Annotated in this window: 16 protein-coding genes and 2 pseudogenes; 14 read left to right on the top strand and 4 right to left on the bottom strand. The window is 72.1% G+C overall.

The annotated features are described in order from the left end of the window. Nucleotides 1–2: 2 nt before the first annotated feature. The 8 genes from ACWCSU_RS35990 (at nt 3) to ACWCSU_RS35955 (ending at nt 7927) form a co-directional block, all read left to right on the top strand. Nucleotides 3–1136, top strand: coding sequence for an extracellular solute-binding protein (locus ACWCSU_RS35990; protein WP_449941105.1), 1134 nt, complete (start codon nt 3–5; stop codon nt 1134–1136). Beyond that, nucleotides 1133–2620, top strand: a complete 1488-nt coding sequence (locus tag ACWCSU_RS35985; RefSeq protein WP_449941102.1) for a class I adenylate-forming enzyme family protein — start codon at nt 1133–1135, stop codon at nt 2618–2620. The genes ACWCSU_RS35990 and ACWCSU_RS35985 overlap by 4 nt, the downstream gene beginning before the upstream one ends. Then, entirely contained in the window at nt 2607–3932 is a 1326-nt protein-coding gene (locus ACWCSU_RS35980; protein ID WP_449941100.1) for an MFS transporter, read from the top strand. The genes ACWCSU_RS35985 and ACWCSU_RS35980 overlap by 14 nt, the downstream gene beginning before the upstream one ends. Nucleotides 3933–3952: 20 nt before the next feature. Then, complete coding sequence (locus ACWCSU_RS35975) at nt 3953–5128, top strand: CaiB/BaiF CoA transferase family protein (RefSeq protein WP_449941098.1); 1176 nt, start codon at nt 3953–3955, stop codon at nt 5126–5128. Continuing rightward, the gene (locus ACWCSU_RS35970; RefSeq protein ID WP_449941096.1) at nt 5125–5916 is read left to right on the top strand and encodes an enoyl-CoA hydratase/isomerase family protein; all 792 of its coding nucleotides are present in this window, start codon (nt 5125–5127) and stop codon (nt 5914–5916) included. Before ACWCSU_RS35975 ends, ACWCSU_RS35970 begins: the two co-directional genes overlap by 4 nt. A 282-nt stretch (nt 5917–6198) precedes the next feature. Continuing rightward, nucleotides 6199–6549 (top strand): hypothetical protein, encoded by a 351-nt coding sequence (locus ACWCSU_RS35965; RefSeq protein WP_449941094.1) that lies wholly within the window; start codon nt 6199–6201, stop codon nt 6547–6549. Further along, complete coding sequence (locus ACWCSU_RS35960; RefSeq protein WP_449941092.1) at nt 6549–6896, top strand: carboxymuconolactone decarboxylase family protein; 348 nt, start codon at nt 6549–6551, stop codon at nt 6894–6896. The genes ACWCSU_RS35965 and ACWCSU_RS35960 overlap by 1 nt, the downstream gene beginning before the upstream one ends. Nucleotides 6897–7168: 272 nt before the next feature. Next, on the top strand, nt 7169–7927 hold the full coding sequence (locus tag ACWCSU_RS35955; protein ID WP_449941320.1) for a DUF6875 domain-containing protein: 759 nt from the start codon (nt 7169–7171) through the stop codon (nt 7925–7927). A gap of 131 nt (nt 7928–8058) precedes the next feature. Here the strand turns inward: ACWCSU_RS35955 and ACWCSU_RS35950 are convergent. Continuing rightward, a pseudogene (locus ACWCSU_RS35950) lies at nt 8059–9543 on the bottom strand (amino acid adenylation domain-containing protein); the annotation flags it as partial. A 778-nt stretch (nt 9544–10321) separates the two neighbouring features. Here ACWCSU_RS35950 and ACWCSU_RS35945 point away from each other — a divergent pair. Further along, a complete protein-coding gene (locus tag ACWCSU_RS35945; RefSeq protein WP_449941089.1) occupies nt 10322–11008 on the top strand; it encodes a hypothetical protein in 687 nt (228 codons plus the stop codon). A gap of 145 nt (nt 11009–11153) precedes the next feature. Here the strand turns inward: ACWCSU_RS35945 and ACWCSU_RS35940 are convergent, their stop codons facing one another. The 3 genes and pseudogenes from ACWCSU_RS35940 to ACWCSU_RS35930 form a co-directional block, all read right to left on the bottom strand. Further along, nucleotides 11154–11276, bottom strand: coding sequence for a hypothetical protein (locus ACWCSU_RS35940; protein WP_449941329.1), 123 nt, complete (start codon nt 11274–11276; stop codon nt 11154–11156). Between the two features lie 94 nt (nt 11277–11370). Continuing rightward, nucleotides 11371–11433, bottom strand: a pseudogene (locus ACWCSU_RS35935) (RNA polymerase subunit sigma-70); the annotation flags it as partial. 299 nt (nt 11434–11732) lie between these two features. Next, nucleotides 11733–12683: a LysR family transcriptional regulator gene (locus ACWCSU_RS35930; RefSeq protein ID WP_449941087.1), complete on the bottom strand. Its 951-nt coding sequence runs from the start codon at nt 12681–12683 to the stop codon at nt 11733–11735. Between the two features lie 113 nt (nt 12684–12796). Here ACWCSU_RS35930 and ACWCSU_RS35925 point away from each other — a divergent pair, with 113 nt between their 5' ends. From ACWCSU_RS35925 to ACWCSU_RS35905, 5 genes are all read left to right on the top strand, one after another. After that, entirely contained in the window at nt 12797–13717 is a 921-nt protein-coding gene (locus tag ACWCSU_RS35925; RefSeq protein ID WP_449941085.1) for a zinc-binding dehydrogenase, read from the top strand. Between the two features lie 26 nt (nt 13718–13743). Further along, the gene (locus ACWCSU_RS35920) at nt 13744–14154 is read left to right on the top strand and encodes a nuclear transport factor 2 family protein (protein ID WP_449941082.1); all 411 of its coding nucleotides are present in this window, start codon (nt 13744–13746) and stop codon (nt 14152–14154) included. Between the two features lie 6 nt (nt 14155–14160). After that, nucleotides 14161–14550 carry a cupin domain-containing protein gene (locus ACWCSU_RS35915; protein ID WP_449941080.1) on the top strand — a complete coding sequence of 130 codons (390 nt, stop codon included), beginning with the start codon at nt 14161–14163 and terminating at the stop codon, nt 14548–14550. After that, nucleotides 14498–15397 carry an NAD-dependent epimerase/dehydratase family protein gene (locus ACWCSU_RS35910; protein WP_449941077.1) on the top strand — a complete coding sequence of 300 codons (900 nt, stop codon included), beginning with the start codon at nt 14498–14500 and terminating at the stop codon, nt 15395–15397. The genes ACWCSU_RS35915 and ACWCSU_RS35910 overlap by 53 nt, the downstream gene beginning before the upstream one ends. Nucleotides 15398–15845: 448 nt before the next feature. Beyond that, nucleotides 15846–15989, top strand: coding sequence for a hypothetical protein (locus tag ACWCSU_RS35905; protein WP_449941075.1), 144 nt, complete (start codon nt 15846–15848; stop codon nt 15987–15989). Nucleotides 15990–16080 lie beyond the last annotated feature (91 nt).

The following is a 16080-nucleotide window of genomic DNA, read 5'->3' as shown; positions in this document are numbered from 1 at the left end:
GGATGCCACATCTACGCGGGATGACCTGGAACCACACCCGTGGAGTCGACTCGATCGAGGCGGCCACCGCGGCCTTCCTCAAGGATCGCGACGATCTGACGGTCGAGTGGGAGGCGAGGTCGCTCCAGGAGTTCGAGGACACCTCGATCACGGAGCTGGCCGCCCGGTACGACCTGGTGGCGATCGACCATCCGCACGTCGGGGTGGCGGCGGCCACGGGAGCGCTGGTCGATCTCCACACCCTGCTGCCCGCCGGCGTGATCGACGAGCAGCGGGCCAACAGCGTGGGTCCGAGTCTGCGCAGCTACGAGCTGGACGGCGCGCTGTGGGCGCTGCCGATGGACGCGGCGGCGCAGGTCGCCGCCCACCGCCCTGATCTGTTGCCGATCGAGCCGCCCCGCGACCTCGACGCGGCGATCTCGTTGATGGGTGAGGTCAGGGCACAGGTGCCGGCGAATCCGACGCATCTGTGGTCGACGTTGCTCTCGCTGTGCCAGCACGTCGCCGGCGACGTCTCCTCCGGTGCGAGCGGCAGGCCGGCCTGGTGGCCCGACAGCGGGATCGATGCCGGTGTCGCCGCCGGCGCGCTCGCCCTGCTGCGCACGCTCCTGGCCGTCGCCGATCCGGTCTCGCTCGCCCGGGATCCGATCCAGACGCTCGACGCGATGGCCGGCGGCGAGCCGATCGCGTACGTGCCGTTCATCTTCGGCTACTCCAACTATGCCCGCACCGGTTACCGGCCGCACCTGATCAGGTTCACGGACTCGCCGGTACGGCACGGCACCATGCTCGGCGGCGTAGGGCTGGCCGTCTCCGCCCGCTGCGCGGCCCCGGCGGCGGCCGCGGAACTGGTCGGCTGGGTCGTGTCCAGGCAGTGCCAGACCGGAGTGTTCACCACAGCGGGCGGGCAGCCGGGCCACCGGGCCGCCTGGACCGACGACGAGCTCAACCGTCTGACGCACGGCTTCTTCGCCGACACGCTCACCACGCTCGACCGGGCCTTCGTCCGCGGCCGAACCCCCGGATACCCGCTCTTTCAGCAGCGCGCCGGCGAGACGCTGCACCGGCTGATCACCTCAGGAGCCGGGGACAAGGAGATCCTCTCCGCGATCGAGGATCTGTGGAGGGCGTCGTGAACACGCTCGCCGCGCTGACCAGGAACGCGCACGAACGGTACGCCGGCCACCGGGCGGTGCATGACGGCTCGGCCTGGCTGACCTTCGCCGCCCTCGGCGCGCGGGCCACGGCGGTCGCGGCCAGGCTGCGTCGACGGGGCCTGAACCCGGGCGACCGGGTCGTCATCGCGCTGCGCAACCGCGCGGAGATCCTGCAGATCGAGCATGCGCTGTTCCTGTCCGGACTGGTCAGGGTGGCGGTGAGCAACCGGCTGCACGGCAGGGAGATCGCCGGGATCGCGCGGGACTGTGCGGCGGCCCTGGTGCTCTGCGAGCCGGAGCACGTTGTCGCGCTGGACCGGCCGCACATCTCCGCCGCGGAGCTCGGCGAGCTGACTGCGCCGGGACCGGAGCTGCCCGAGGTGCCCGAGCCCGATCCCGGCGATGTCGCCGCGCTCATGTACACGTCGGGAACGACCGGCGAGCCCAAGGGGGCGATCGTCACCCACCGGCAGTGGCTGGCGATGGTCGGGGCGATCAGGGCGCGGCTGCCGGTGCGCGGGCCTGGCGACGTCGTGGTGCATGTGGCGCCGATGAGCCATTTCGGCGGTTCGATCGGTTCCGCGTACACCTTCTCGGGCGCTGCCGCGGTTCCGCTGCCGACGTACGGGACCGACGCGGTGCTCGGCGCGGTCGAGGAGTTCGGCGCCACGGTGCTGCCGCTCGTACCGACCATGCTCAAGGAGCTGACCACCGCGGTCGAGCTGGGCAGATACCGGCTCGGCAGCCTGAGCGCCGTGCCGTACGGCGGGGCGGCGATCTCGGCGCCCTCGGCGGTACGGGCGGCCGGAGCGTTCGGCGAGGTCCTCTACCAGTGCTACGGCCTGAGCGAGGCGCTCGCCCCGCTGACCGTGCTGCCACCTGAGGCCCACATGAGGGCCGGTGACCCGCGGCTGACCTCGGCGGGCCGGCCGGTGCCCGGCGTCGAGATCAAGATCATCGACGCGGTGGGCGGGATCGGCGAGGTCGCGGTCCGGGGCGCGTCCGTCATGCCCGGGTACTGGAACCGGCCGGAACAGTCGGCCGAGGTGCTCGACCAGGAGAGGTGGTTCCGCACCGGCGACATCGGCCGGCTCGACGAGGACGGCTACCTCCACCTGGTCGACCGGCGCCGCGACGTGATCGTCTCCGGCGGGTTCAACGTCTATCCGGGCGAGGTCGAGCGGGCCATCTCCGAGCTTCCCGACGTGAGAGAGGTTGTCGTGTTCGGCATCCCGCACGAGCGCTGGGGCGAGGCCGTGGCCGCCGCCGTGGTTGTCGCGCCGGGCAGCCGGCTCACCGGCGACGACGTCGTCCAGGCCTGCCGCGATCGGCTGGCCGGTTACAAGAAACCCCTGAAGGTCGACCTGGTCGCCGAACTGCCCATGTCGAGCACAGGAAAGATCAACAGGCGCGAGGTACGCGACCGCTACTGGTCGGTGAGGAGCAGGAATGTCGGCGACTGACGTGAGGACGAAGGAGGGGCTGCGCTACCGCTGGTACGTGCTGACCACGAACTTCCTCGTTCTCGGGCTCAACTACGCGGACCGGGCGGCGATCGGCGTGGCCGCGCCGCTGATCATCGCGGAGTTCGGCTTCTCGAAGGCGACCTGGGGCTGGATCTCGGCGATCTTCTTCGTCGGGTACGCGCCGTTCTGTTTCGTCGGCGGTTTCACCGCGGACAAGTTCGGCCCGCGCAAGGTCATGGCCTGGGCGATCGGCTGGTGGTCGCTGTTCACGGCGCTGACCGCGGCCGGGTTCAGCACGGCCAGTTTCATGGTCATCCGCTTTCTGTTCGGCTTCGGTGAGGGGCCGCAGGCCTCCGTCACCGCGAAGACCATGTCGAACTGGTTCCCGCAGCGCCGGCTCGGCACCGCGCTCGGCCTGTCCCAGGCATCGACCCCGCTCGGCGGCGCCGTCGGCACCCCGCTCGTCGTGGCGCTCATGGAGGCGTTCGGCGGAAGCTGGCGGGCGCCGTTCATCATCTTGGGCGCGCTCGGTGTCTGCTTCCTGATCGGCTGGTGGACGGTCGTCCGCGACCGTCCCGCGGAACACCCCAGGGTCTCTGCGGCCGAGGTCGAGGAGATGGCCGTGGACGAGCGCGAACTCGCCGCCGCCCAGGACTTCGCCGCCGGCCGGAACGGGGGAACGGGCGGCGAGAACGCCTCCCTGCTCAGCTATCTCCGCAAGCCGCTCGTGCTCACCACCGCGCTGAGCTACTTTGGCTACTCGTGGGTGCTGTACACCTTCCTCACCTGGTTCCCGATCTTCCTGACGGAGGCGCACGGCGTCGACCTCAAGGGCCTGGCCGTGGCCGGCGCGCTGCCTTGGGTGGCCGGCTTCGTCGGACTGGCGCTGGGCGGGATCTTCACCGACGCGCTCGGCCGTAGGGTCGGCCTGTTCGCCGCGCGCAAGTGGACCGTGGTCATCGGGCTGATCGTGGTGGCGCTCGCGTTCACCCCGGTGGGCATCGTCACCTCCACCGGCGCGGCGGTCGCCCTGATGGGCCTGGTGGTGTTCGTCCTCTACATCGTCGGCGCGCAGTTCTTTGCACTGATCGGGCCGGTCATCCCCAAGGCGCGGTACGGATCCGTCTCCGGCTTCGTGCACTTCATCGCCAATCTTTCCGGCATCTTCGCGCCGATCCTCGTGGGCTACCTCGTGGAGGACACCCAGTCGTGGATCCTCGCCTTCGGCGTATCAGCGCTGATCGCCGCCGTCCCCGCCGTCCTTCTCGCGGTCTTCGGCCGTTCCCAGACCTCCGTCAACCCGGCATAACTCAGCACTAGGGGGCAACCATGCCAGGAGCACTCGAAGGAATCCGCATCCTCGACTTCACCCAGATGATGCTCGGCCCGTACGGCACGCAACTGCTGGCCGATCTCGGCGCCGACGTCATCAAAATCGAACGGCTCGACGGGGAGTGGGAACGCGGCCTGGAGATGATGGGCGACCTGGTCGTCGGGGAGTCGGCCGCTTTCCTCGCGATGAACCGCAACAAACGGTCCGTCGCGGTGGACCTCAAGGCGTCCGCCGTGCGGGACGCGCTCTTGAAACTGGCGGCCACCTGCGACGTCGTCGTCGAGAACTTCCGTCCCGGGATCCTCGACAAGCTGGGGCTCGGCTACGACGACCTCAAGGCGGTCAAGCCCGACATCATCTACTGCTCGGGGTCCGGCTGGGGGCAGGACACGGTCTTCGCCAAGGAGAAACGACCAGGCCAGGACCTGCTGATCCAGGCCATGTCGGGGCTCGCCGCGGCCGGCGGGCGGGCGGATGACCCGCCCACCCCCGCGGGCACCTCCATCGTGGACGCCTCCACCGCGCTCTGCCTGGCCAACGGCATCCTCGCCGCGCTGCTCGCCAAAGCCAGGCACGGCCTCGGCCAGCGGGTCGAGGTGGACCTCTACTCCACCGCGATCGCCCTGCAGTGCCAGGAGATCTCCGCCATGGTCAACCAGGGCCAGAACTGGGAACGCTCGCGGGCCGGGATCGGGCAGGCGTGGCTGTCCGCGCCGTTCGGCGTCTACCGGGCCGCGGATGGCTGGATCGCCATCGCCATGGCTCCGGTCGCCGAGGTCGCCGCGACGCTGGGCGTCAGCGCACTGGACGAGCTCGACGCCTGGACCGACCGGGACGAGATCAAGGACCGGCTGGAGGCGGTCACGGCGGGCCGGACCGCCGGCGAGCTGGTCGAGGCGCTGCTCGGCGCGGGGCTGTGGTGCGCCCGGGTACGCAGCACCCGCGAGGCCGTGGACGAGCTCAGGGAGCAGGGCCACGACCTGATCGTGGAGGTCGAGCACCCGCGCGCGGGTAAGCTCGAACTGATCGGCTGCCCGATCCGGTTGTCGGAGACGCCGTGGCAGCTCCGCCAGGCGCCGCCGCTGGTGGGTGAGCACACCGACGAGGTGCTGGGCGAGGTCCTGTCCGCCGCCGAGATCGCGGCGCTCCGCGAGGCGGCGGCGGCCAGGTGAGAATCCACGAGAACCTGGTCGAGACCGCGGAGGGCGGCGTCGCCACCCTCCGCGTCGACCGTGAGGACGCGCTCGGCGCACTGTCCAAGTCGATGGTCGCCGCCCTCGGCGACTACCTGCGCGACCTGCGCGGCCGCCGGGACGTACGCGTGCTCGTGCTGACCGGCACCGGGCGCGGCTTCATCGCGGGCGCCGACATCGGCGAGTACCACGGCGCCACGCAGGCCGAGTTCGACGCCTACCAGCGCATGTCCCGGGCGGTGTTCGACGAGCTGGAACAGCTGCCCCAGCCGACGATCGCCGCGGTCAACGGGTACGCGCTGGGCGGCGGCTTCGAGGTGGCCCTGTGCTGTGATCTGATCGTCGCCTCCGAGTCCGCCCGGTTCGGCCTGCCCGAGGTCAAGCTCGGCCTGCTGCCCGGTGGCGGCGGAACGCAGCGGCTGTCCAGGGCCATCGGCATCCGCGCGACCAAGGAACTCGTGATGACGGGCCGGATCATGCGCGCCGACGAAGCCGACCGGCACCGGCTGCTGCACCAGGTCACCTCCGCGGACGAGCTCCTGCCCGCCGCGACGGAACTCGCCGGACGGCTGGCCTCTGCCGCGCCGATCGCCGTCCGGGAGGCCAAACGGCTCATCGACGACGGCGTCCAGCAGGCGCTCGGCGCGGCGCTGACCACCGAGCAAGCTGTGCTCTCCCGTCTCTTTGCCACCGCTGACGCCACGGAGGGCATCGAGGCGTTCGTCGCCAAGCGGGAACCGCGCTTCACGGGAGATCTGAAAGGCTGACCGGTTCGCCGTTTCTCCGGGGCCGGCCGCGCACGCGTCATGGCGCGCCCAGGTGGCCGCCCTGGTCGAGGCCGGGACAGCCGAGGACGTCGCCCGCAAGCAGACAAAGGTAGCCGTTCCGCGCAAGCCGGAGGTGCAGACGGCGTGGATCGCGAGCTGCGGGGACTCCCGCGCCGGCCAGGACGGGGCGTGTCCGTGGTTTCACGAGGTCAGCACCTATTGCTTCCCATCCGCCTTCAAGGACGGGCCGGTCCAGGGACTCCTTCCGCATCCCATCACGACGTGAACCGGCCGGGCATCCGGCTGGCCACGCACCGCCGGCTGCGCATCCCGCGGCTGGGCGAGGTGCGCCTGCACGATTCGGCCAAGCGGCCGGCCCGCCTGCTCGCCCGTGGTGAGGCGGTGGTGCAGTCGGTGACGGTCTCCCGGGGCGGGGACCGCTGGTACGCCGGCGTGCTGTGCACGGTCGGCGCGGACCTGCCCCAAAGCCCACGGCGTGCCGTACCTGGCCTCCCTGGTCGACCGGCCGCTCTTCCCCGAGATCTACGCCGCCCGCACCGTTCTCGACCCCTGACCGACCCGACAGCCACGCCACCCAGAAGGACCCGCGCCACCAGCGTGGCCTGGAGCTGATGAACGAGATCGACCCTGCCGACGGCGGGCGCATGCTCGACGAGTTCGCCACCATCGCCCCCGATCTCGGACGGTTCCTGGTCGAGTTCGCCTTCGCCGGCATCTACGACAGATCCGTGCTGTCGCTGTGTGAACAGCAGTTCGTCCGGCTCGCCGCCCTGGCCGCAATGGGCATCGGCGACGCGCCGATGAGAGCGAACATCAACTCCGCCCTGAACGTCGGCCTCCCGGTCTCCGACATCGCCGAGACGTTCGTCCAGTGCCTGCCCTACGCGGGCTTCCCCCGGGTCATCACCGCGACGGAACAGCTCAAGGCCATCGTGGAGGAGCGGCCGGACCAGGACTGACCCGACCGGCACCCCGGCGCACGGAACGACACCGCACGAGGACGGCCGCCGCGGGCGCAGCGACCTGCGGCTTGTCCCCTGCATGTGCCGGCGCGATGTCGCGGATCTCCGTTCCGCGATTCTGACCTGCGCCTTATCCGGTCCTGACGTCCGGCCTACGTCGAGTTCGGCCGGCGTTCGCGGCATGGGGCGACGGGTAGGAGGCGGCGCCTGCCGGAAGGAACCTTCCGGCGCGGCGTCCCGCACGTCGACTCCATGACCAAGGAGTTCCCATGAAGCTGGAGCGAGCCTCCGCGGCGGAGGCCGCCGCGATCCTGCCGTGGTTCGAGGACTATCTCACCCGTTCACACCCGCAACTGGGTCGGGACAACGCGGTGTGTCCCTTCGTGCGCTCGGCCCTGGACGCGGGGACCGTCACGATCGAGGTGGCCGGGCTGGCGGAGGACGAGGGACTGGCCGAGCTGTGCGACGCGATGCGAGCCCAGGCCAGCCGGTTCGCCCGGCGGCGGTGGCCCGCGGGCAAGGAGGGCCTGGCCACGCTGGTCACCTTGGTACGGGGCCTGCCCGAGCACCGTACGCCGCTGCTGGACGAAGCACATCGGCGGGTCAAGGGGGACGTGGTGGCGGACGGGCTCATGATCGGCCAGTTCCATCCGGACTGCCCGGAACCGGCCGCCCGCAACCCCGGCTTCCCGGTGTCCCGCGCGCCGCGCCCGCTGTTCGCGATCCGCCACATGGCCCTGCACGACATCCTGTTCCTGCACACCGATCCGGCGAACTTCGCCGGGTCCAGAGCGGGAGCCCCGGCCACCCACCGCGCGACGTCGTCCGCGGACACCTCCCGCGCCCGGATCTCCCGCACGTCCACGTCCGGCTGCCAGGGTTCGCCGACAAGCTGGCGCAGCCCGTGCTCGCCGGCGTGGAAGCGGGTGCGGAGGATCTCGTGCCGCCCGGTCAGCTCGGCCGCGGCGCGGCGCAGCGCGCCTTCGTCCAGCCGCCCGGCCGCCCGCCAGGCGACGGTTTCCTGGTAGGAGCCGGGCAGCAGGCGGTCGGCCAGGTGGATCTGCCGCTGGGTGGCCGAGGCCGGGGCCTCGTCCGCGCCCGTCTTGCGCAGGTCGGCGGCGTTCTCGGCGAGCGCCTCGACGTCGAGCTTGCCGTTGACGGTCAGGGGCAGGCCGGGCACGGTGGCGTAGGCGTGCGGGATCATGTACGGCGGCAGCCGTTCGGCCAGGTGGCCGCTCAGCTCGTCGGGCGTCGGCGGCGCGCCCGAGAGCACCAGGTAGGCCACGATCCTGCCCTCGGAGCCGCCCTCCAGCAGCACGGCCGCGTCGCCGACGCCGGGGTGCTCGCGGAGCCGGGCGGCGATCTCACCCGGTTCGATCCGGTAGCCGTGCCACTGGAACTGGTCGTCCATGCGGCGCACGTAGAGCAGGCCGCCGTCGGGGCCGCGGCGGGCCAGGTCGCCGGTCCGCAGGAGCACGTCCGCGCCGAACGCGTCCCGCACGAACCGTTCCCGGTCGAGCTCCGGCCGGCGCAGGTACCCCGCGGCGACGCCCGCTCCGCCGAGCCACATCTCGCCGGTCGCGCCCTCCGGGACGAGCCGCCGTCCGGTACGCGGGTCCACCAGGTGCACGCTGGTGTGCGGGAGGGGGTGGCCGATCGGGCTGACGTCCCGTTCGCAGTCCTCGGCGGTCACCTCGTGGGCCGTGGCGTGGATGGTGGCCTCGGTGATCCCGTACAGGTTGACCAGCCGGACGCCCTGATGGCGGCGGCGCCACTCGCGCAACCGGGGTGGGTCCAGCCGCTCGCCGCCGAACAGCACGTACCTCAGGTCCGGCACCGGCACGGGGTCGGCGTCGTCCACGGCGACGAGCCGGGCGAAGGCCGACGGCGTCTGGTTGAGGACGGTGACGCGCTCGCGCAGCAGCGTCTCGCGCAGCGCCCAGGGGTTCTGGACGTCCCTGTCCGGCAGGACGACCAGCCGGCCGCCGGTGGCCAGGCAGCAGAAGATCTCCCAGACGGACAGGTCGAAGGCGCAGGAGTGGAACTGCGCCCACACGTCGCGCGGTGAGAAGTCGAAGGGGAAGTGCGGGCCCGAGATCCGGGACACCACGTTGGCATGGGTGACCAGGACGCCCTTAGGCTGCCCCGTCGTGCCCGAGGTGTACAGGCAGTAGGCGGGCGACGATCCCGGCAGCTCCGGAAGCGGGCCGTTCCCGCCGCCGGACGGCCCGGCCGCCGCACGGAGGGCGTCGAGCGTGACGGCGCTGTTCCCCCCGGACGGGGTCTCCTCGACCAGGAGCCGGCTACGGCTGTCCTGGAGGATGAACGAGGCCCGGGATCCGGGGTGGCGGGGATCGATCGGGACGTACCAGGCGCCCGCCAGGAGCGTGCCGAGGATGGCCTCCACGGTGGCGGGGGCGGGCGGCAGTCTGAGGGCGACGGGATCCCCCGGCCGGACCCCCATCGCGGCCAGACCGCCCGCGATCCGGGTGGCCCGTCGCCACAGCTCGCCGTACGTGACGCGCTCGCTGTCCCCGACGAGCGCCACCGCGTCCGGCCGCGCCTCGGCCTGTGCCCGGACGAGGCCGTGGACGGTCGCGCCGGACGCCGCCCGCGCCGCCGGAGCCGGATCCGGGCGCGTCACGAGGTCGAGGTCGCCCAGCCGCCGGTCCGGCGATCCGGCCACCGTGTCCAGCAGCGCGCCCAGGCGGCCGGTCAGCTGTCCGACGCGTTCCGTGGCCGGGCGGGGGCCGGACACGCCCAGCCAGGCCCGTGGCCGTCCGTCCTCCAGGGCCAGGCGCACGTGCAGCGGGCCCGGCGCCTTCCGGCCGGGGCCGGCCGTCCGTACCTTGAGGGTGCCCGGCGGCGGGGAGAGCGCGGGGCACTCCGACACCTCCCGGCACAGCCGGGAGAACGGGACGTCCACCCCGACCCGCACCTCGACCGTCCGGGGCGGGCCGTCGCCGGGGCGGTGCAGGGCGAGCCGCACGCCGCCGTCCGCGCCGTACAGGGACAGCAGGGCGGCCAGGCCCGCCACGAGGAGGACCGCCGGCTCCCGCGCCGCGTCCGGCGGAACGGGGATCGGCCGTTCCACGGTCGTCTCATGCAGTCCCGGGGAGGCGTCGCCGCCCACTTCTGCCAGGAACGCCTCGATCCCTTCCTGTGGTCGTCGTGTCACTGGAGCTCCCGTTCGACTGGTCAGGTGGTCGCGTGAGCGTCTGCTCACGTGATGGTGCCGGTTTGCTCGACCGATCGCCTGCTCGCGGGAATCCGCGGGCCGGGCGCCGCCCCTACCCGGCCCTCCATGGGGGCACACGGCGACCGCCGCGCACGTCAGAGCCTTGTCACGGCACGGTCAGCCGCACGTCAGGCCGGGTTGGCAGAAGGGGGCCGACGCACGTCCCATCGACGACGGGAGAACCATGTACACCGACTTCGAGCCGACCCCCCTGGCCGGCCAGGCCGTACGACGGCTGCGGCAGATGCGCGACGAGAACCCCGTACGCAACCGGTTCCTCGAACGCATGGACGCCGGGACGCTCACGATGGACCACGTCAGGCAGCTCGTGGGCGTGACGCACAAGTGCCACCCCGCCGAGATCACGGCGTTCGCCACGCTGATCGCCCGCGACCCCCACCCGCTCGCGGTCGAGTTCTTCGACGACATGCTCGGCCTGATCCACCGTGCCCGGCCCAAACTGCGCAGGGTGATGGCCGCTCTGAATCTCGACGAGCAACGCCTGCGCCGCTGGCCGACCGACCCCGCCGCCTACCAGGTGGCCGGGACGTGGGGCTGGCTCGGCTTCCTCGGCAGCCAGGCCGACGCCGCGCTCGCCCTGTACTGGGACATGGTCCGCTACTTCCCCGACAGCGACGAGATGCTCGCCCGCCTGCCCAAGACGGGGCTCGACGTGCCGGAGGAGTTCGTCGCCTACTACGGCGGCGGGCAGTCCGACGAGCTCGAACGGCAGGCGCTGGCGGTCGCCGAGCACGGCCTGCGGCGCGGGGAGAGCATGGACGACGCCGTGTTCGCCGCCCGCCTGATGGAGGAGAGCATCGGCCAGTACTGGGCCGCCGCGGCCGCCGACCCGCGCGGGTCCCGGCCCTGACCCCGGCGATCCCTTCTCGAAGGCGCGGCTCCCCGCCCAAGCGACCTGGGTCTTCGTGCGCGACGCCCGGCGGCGCGCACGGCCCGTGCCGGCGCACGGCGTCACCGTCTTGTGCGGCGAGGGCGAATGAGGTGGACTCGCTTGTTCATGACAAAGCGCGGGTGTGTGCCGGCGCCGGCTCCATCAGGACCAGCGCCAGCGGGCGGTTGACGGCCAGGGTGTTGACCTCGTCCTCGACCTGCGAGCCGGACAGCTCCGCCGGATGCACGCCCGCTGCGAACGTAAGGGCGATAGAGGCTCGTCTCGGTACGCCGCCGGCGGCCGATCAGGTTCGAGGCGATGCCGTACAGCCACGGCCGGGCATCGGGACGACTCCGGTCGTAGCCGCTTCGGTGCTGGAAGGCGGCCAGAAAGGTGTTGGCCACGACGTCCTCGGCCTCGCTGGGCCCAGGCGTCTGGTCACGTAGCGGTGCAGGAGCGGCGCATGCCGGTCGAACAACGTGGCGAAGATCTCGGGTTCGTCCAGCGATCTCTCGATGAGGAGCCCTCTTTCCCCGTCCGCTGCTTCTCGGACCGGTCGAGACCGCGGGCGAGCCAGTTCACCTCCGTCTGGGCGCACGGCCACGTGCCCCGCCATGGCTCGGGCAGCGGCCACAATCCGCGAACCGACCTCGCTGCCGTACTTCAGGCGAGCGAGGCATGAATGACGTGCACGCACTCCTAGCTAGCGGACCGTGAGCTTGGCGCGGTCGGTGTCGGGCAGCCAGTCCCGCTGCGGCGTGTAGTCCAGCCAGCGGCGGGTGCGGCCCGTCTCGGCGAAGCCGCGCAGCAAAGCGTCCAGCAGCGGGTGGCGGTGCGCGGTGCGCCAGGCCAGCGACCACGCGTACAACGGGGTCGGCTCCATCAGCGGGATGGAGCGCAGGCCCGTGCGGTCGGGAAGCGGCGCGTCGGCCGGGAACAGCGTGAAGCACGAGGCGTCGGCGCGGATGTGCTGGACGAGGTGGTCCAAGCCGAGGTTGGGGCCGTCCTGCCGCCGCGTGATCTTGAACTCGTCGGCGAAGCGGCGCAGGAAGTCCAGGCGGGTCAGCTCAGCCGGGCACCACAGGGTGCTGTCGCGCAGGTCGGCCGGCCGCACCGCGGCGGCCTGGGCCAGCGGGTGGGACGTGCTCAGGACCGCGTCGACCGGTTCCAGCCGCGCCAGCCGCGCGGTGAGGCCGGCGTCGAGGCCGCCCGCAAGCGCGTGCACCCGGCCGAAGCCCAGGTCGGTGTCGCCGCGCAGCAGCGCCGCCGCGACCGAGGGCCAGTCGCGCCCCGGGCCTGGTTCCAGCCGGACCATGTCGAGCACCCGCACCGCTTCGGCGACGGTGCGCATCGGCGCGTACAGATGACCCCAGGTGTCGATGCGGGCGACCGGCCCGCCGCCCGCCACCACCGCGACCGCGCCTTCGCCCGCCGCCAGCGCCTCGTGCGCGGCCGGCAGGAACCGCTCGCCCGCCTCGGTCAGCCGGGTACCGCCCTCGCGTTCGAACAGCCGGGCCGCCAGCACCGTCTCCAACCGTGCGACACGCTTGGACAACGCTTGCTGGCTGGTGCCCAGTCGGTCGGCGGCACGCCCGAAGTGCAGCGTCTCAGCGGTCACGGCGAACGCGCGGACCAGGGCCAGGTCAAGATCCATGACTATGACCATAGGCGACAACCGGGCGTTGTCGGCCAGGCGGTCGCGTTGTTGGGCCGGCCACCACCCGATCCGGTGAAGTAGTCGCAGACGCCACCGAGGAGGCAGAAACCATGAAAGCGCTCATCCCCACCGGAGACTCCGCCGAACCGGTCGTGCTCGCCGATGTTCCCGAGCCGACGCCACGCGCGAACGAGGTGCTGGTGAAGGTCGAGGCGTTCTCGATCAACCGGGGCGAGACGTTCAAGCTGGAGAATCCCGCGGCCGGGGACCGGCCCGGCAAGGACGTCGCGGGGCTGGTGGTGCAGCCGGCCGCCGACGGCAGCGGGCCGACCGGCATCGTCCGCGTGGTCGGCCATCCCATGGCGGGCGGCTGGGCGGAGTACGCCGCGGTGCCCACCGACGCGCTCGCGGTGCTGCCGGACACCGTCTGCGCGGTGCGGGGCGCGGCGTTGCCGCTGGCCGGTCTCACCGCTCTGCGGCTGCTGCGCACGGCCGGGACCCTGGTGGGACGGCGTGTGCTGCTGACCGGCGCGTCAGGAGGGGTGGGGCACTATGTGACCGAGCTCGCCGCCGCGTCCGGGGCGGAGATCACCGCCGTGACCCGGGACGCCGAACGCGGGGCGCGGCTCACCGAACTCGGCGCGGCCGAGATCGTCCACGACGTGGCCGAGGCGCGCGGACCCTACGACCTCGTGCTGGAGTCGACCGGCGGCCCGGCCCTTCCCCTCGCCCTGGCCCGGCTCGCCAGGCGCGGCACCCTCATCTGGTTCGGGCAAGCCAGCCGGACCCCGGCCACGCTCGACTTCTTCGCCTTCTTCGACGGCCCCGAGTCCGGCGTCATCCGCCACTTCCACTACCTTGACGCCGACACCCGCCTCGGCGACGACCTCGCGGCACTCGTCCGGCTGACCGCCGAAGGCCGCCTGCATCCCGAGATCGGTCGCGTCGGCGACTGGGCCGACACCGCGACCGTCCTGACCGACCTGCGTGAGCGCCGCATCCGCGGCAAGGCCGTCCTCACCCTCGCCTGAACCACCCCGATCAAGGAGCACAGATCATGAATGCCACCACCGACCCCCGCACCGTCGTCATCCGCTACGTCGAAGCCGTCCGCGACGGCGACGCCGACGTCATCTTCGACAGCTTCGCCGAGGACGCCACCTGGTACTACCCGAGCGACCTGCCGATCTCAAAGGTGTGGCAGGGTCGCGACGCGATCGTCAACGACTTCCTGGGCGGCATGGGGCCGATCCTGGTCCCGGGCACCATGGAGATCGAGCTGGTCAGCACGATCGCCGAGGGCGACCGCGTGGTCGCCGAGTGGACCTCCAAAGCCACCACCGTCCACGGCGGCGCCTACGACAACCGCTGCCTGGGCATCTTCACCGTCCGAAACGGCCGTATCGCCTCCGTCATCGAGTACGCCGACACCCGGCACGTGGCCGCCGCCCTGTTCCCCGAGAGGTAGAAACCGATGAGCTCCACGATGGTGACCACCCTGCTGCACCGGACACCGCCCTTCATCCCCGACGGCGCGGAGGTGATGACGGCGACGATCGAGCTGCCGCCCGGCGATCCGGGAACCCCGCCGCACCGCCACTCAGGACCGGTCTTCGGCTACCTCCTCGCCGGGGAACTGCTCTTCGAGCTGGAGGGCGAACCGGCTCGGGTGATCCGTGCCGGAGAGGCGTTCTGGGAACCTGGCGGTGACGTCATCCACTACCAGGCCGCCAACAACCTGCCCGACTCCTGGACCCGGTTCGTGGTGGTGATGATCGGCGCCCCCGGCGAACCGATGCTCACCCTCGTCGATGAGCACGAACTCATCGCCCGGCGCGACCGCCGCGCACCGGCGGAGCGCTGAGATGCGCGTCTTCCTGGCCGGCGCGACCGGCGTCATCGGCCGTGGCCTCCTCCCGCTCCTCCTTCGGGCCGGTCACCAGGTCATCGGCACCTCCACCACGGCACAGGGCGCGGCGCGGCTCGACGACCTCGGCGCCACCGGGGTGAGGCTCGACGTCTTCAACCGTCCCGCCGTCCTCGCGGCGGTCAGGGACTCGGCACCCGACGCCGTCATCCACCAGCTCACCGCGCTCGGCGGCGGCAGCTCCGCCGACAACGCCCGGATCAGGCGCGAGGGCACCCGCAACCTCGTCGACGCCGCCCGCGACGTCGGCGTCGCGCGGATCATCGCCCAGTCCATCGCCTGGGCCTACGAGCCGGGCGAAGCTCCCGCCGACGAGTCCGTCGCGCTGGACCTGGCCGCCGGACAGCCGCGCGCCACCACGATCGCGGGCGTGAGCGCTCTGGAGTCGGCCGTGGCCGAACTGCCCGAGCACGTCGTGCTGCGGTACGGGACGCTCTACGGCCCCGGCACCTGGTTCGCGCCCGGCGGGCTCATGGCGTCCCGGCTGCGGGCCGGTCAGCTCGCCGCCGACGACGCGGTCAGCTCCTTCGTCCACATCGAGGACGCCACCCAGGCCGCCGTGCTCGCGCTGGCCTGGCCCAGCGGGACCGTCAACATCGTCGACGACGAGCCGGCCCCGGCCCGCGCCTGGGTGCCGGAACTGGCCGCGGCCCTGAGCGAGCCCGCCCCCGCACCAGGCAATGGCCGGCAGGGCTGGGAACGCGGCGCGACCAACGCCAAAGCCCTCACCCTCGGCTGGCACCCGGCCCACCACACATGGCGAACCGGTTTCCACCACCCGTAGCACCGCCCGCGGGGCGTGTCCCCGCCCCCAACCCCAACCGGGACAACCCCGTTCCCGCACCCACCAGAAAGCGGGACATTACGTCCGACCTCCCCGCGCCGTCCTGGTCGAAGGCGTGGCGGCGAATCGGAAACCGTTCGGGGAGCGGGCACTGTGCCCTCATTACGGCCCGGAACTCCCATGGCTACGGCGAGCCGCCACTCAGTTGATCACTGGGTACGGCGGCGGGAGCGAGGACCTCGGTGGCCTTGGCGATGGCTTCGGCGCCGGGTATGACGTAGCGCATGGCGGTGCGGGGTTCTTGTGCCGGGTCCTGCCCCCGATGAGCTGCAGCGGCACCTCGGCGGCGGCTCATGGCCCGGATGTTCACCGGAGTCGGCCCCGGATCCGCCACCAGATCGCCGTCGGCCCCATCCGCGACCTCCCGGCCCCTCTACTCGTCCAGCAGATGGTCTATCCTGTGGTGCTGCCCTTCCTGCTGCGCCCCGTTCTGCGGGACGCCCCCGATGCCCTGCCCAGTCCCGAACACGCCTGCGAAGTCTTCACCCAGGTGTTCCTCCACGCCGCCGCAACGGACAACCCCACTCCCTGAGTGCTACGGGCCGCGGCATGGTCGGGAACTGTCGACGTCCGGCGCCGGGGCTTGGGACGAGGCCCCGGCGCAGCTCAGCTTTCGCTCTTCC

It is taken from the genome of Nonomuraea sp. NPDC001699, from assembly GCF_053596455.1.
Note: the sequence above shows the minus strand (reverse complement) of the source record. Positions and strands in the feature narration are given on the sequence as shown.

Excerpts from the sequence above, each read along its gene's own strand:
- ACWCSU_RS35990 (WP_449941105.1), top strand. The coding sequence starts at position 3 with ATGCCACATCTACGCGGGATGACCTGGAACCACACCCGTGGAGTCGAC.
- ACWCSU_RS35980 (WP_449941100.1), top strand. The coding sequence starts at position 2,607 with ATGTCGGCGACTGACGTGAGGACGAAGGAGGGGCTGCGCTACCGCTGG.
- ACWCSU_RS35975 (WP_449941098.1), top strand. The coding sequence starts at position 3,953 with ATGCCAGGAGCACTCGAAGGAATCCGCATCCTCGACTTCACCCAGATG.
- ACWCSU_RS35960 (WP_449941092.1), top strand. The coding sequence starts at position 6,549 with ATGAACGAGATCGACCCTGCCGACGGCGGGCGCATGCTCGACGAGTTC.
- ACWCSU_RS35955 (WP_449941320.1), top strand. The coding sequence starts at position 7,169 with ATGAAGCTGGAGCGAGCCTCCGCGGCGGAGGCCGCCGCGATCCTGCCG.
- ACWCSU_RS35945 (WP_449941089.1), top strand. The coding sequence starts at position 10,322 with ATGTACACCGACTTCGAGCCGACCCCCCTGGCCGGCCAGGCCGTACGA.
- ACWCSU_RS35930 (WP_449941087.1), bottom strand. The coding sequence starts at position 12,683 with ATGGATCTTGACCTGGCCCTGGTCCGCGCGTTCGCCGTGACCGCTGAG.
- ACWCSU_RS35925 (WP_449941085.1), top strand. The coding sequence starts at position 12,797 with ATGAAAGCGCTCATCCCCACCGGAGACTCCGCCGAACCGGTCGTGCTC.
- ACWCSU_RS35920 (WP_449941082.1), top strand. The coding sequence starts at position 13,744 with ATGAATGCCACCACCGACCCCCGCACCGTCGTCATCCGCTACGTCGAA.
- ACWCSU_RS35915 (WP_449941080.1), top strand. The coding sequence starts at position 14,161 with ATGAGCTCCACGATGGTGACCACCCTGCTGCACCGGACACCGCCCTTC.
- ACWCSU_RS35910 (WP_449941077.1), top strand. The coding sequence starts at position 14,498 with ATGAGCACGAACTCATCGCCCGGCGCGACCGCCGCGCACCGGCGGAGC.
- ACWCSU_RS35905 (WP_449941075.1), top strand. The coding sequence starts at position 15,846 with ATGGTCTATCCTGTGGTGCTGCCCTTCCTGCTGCGCCCCGTTCTGCGG.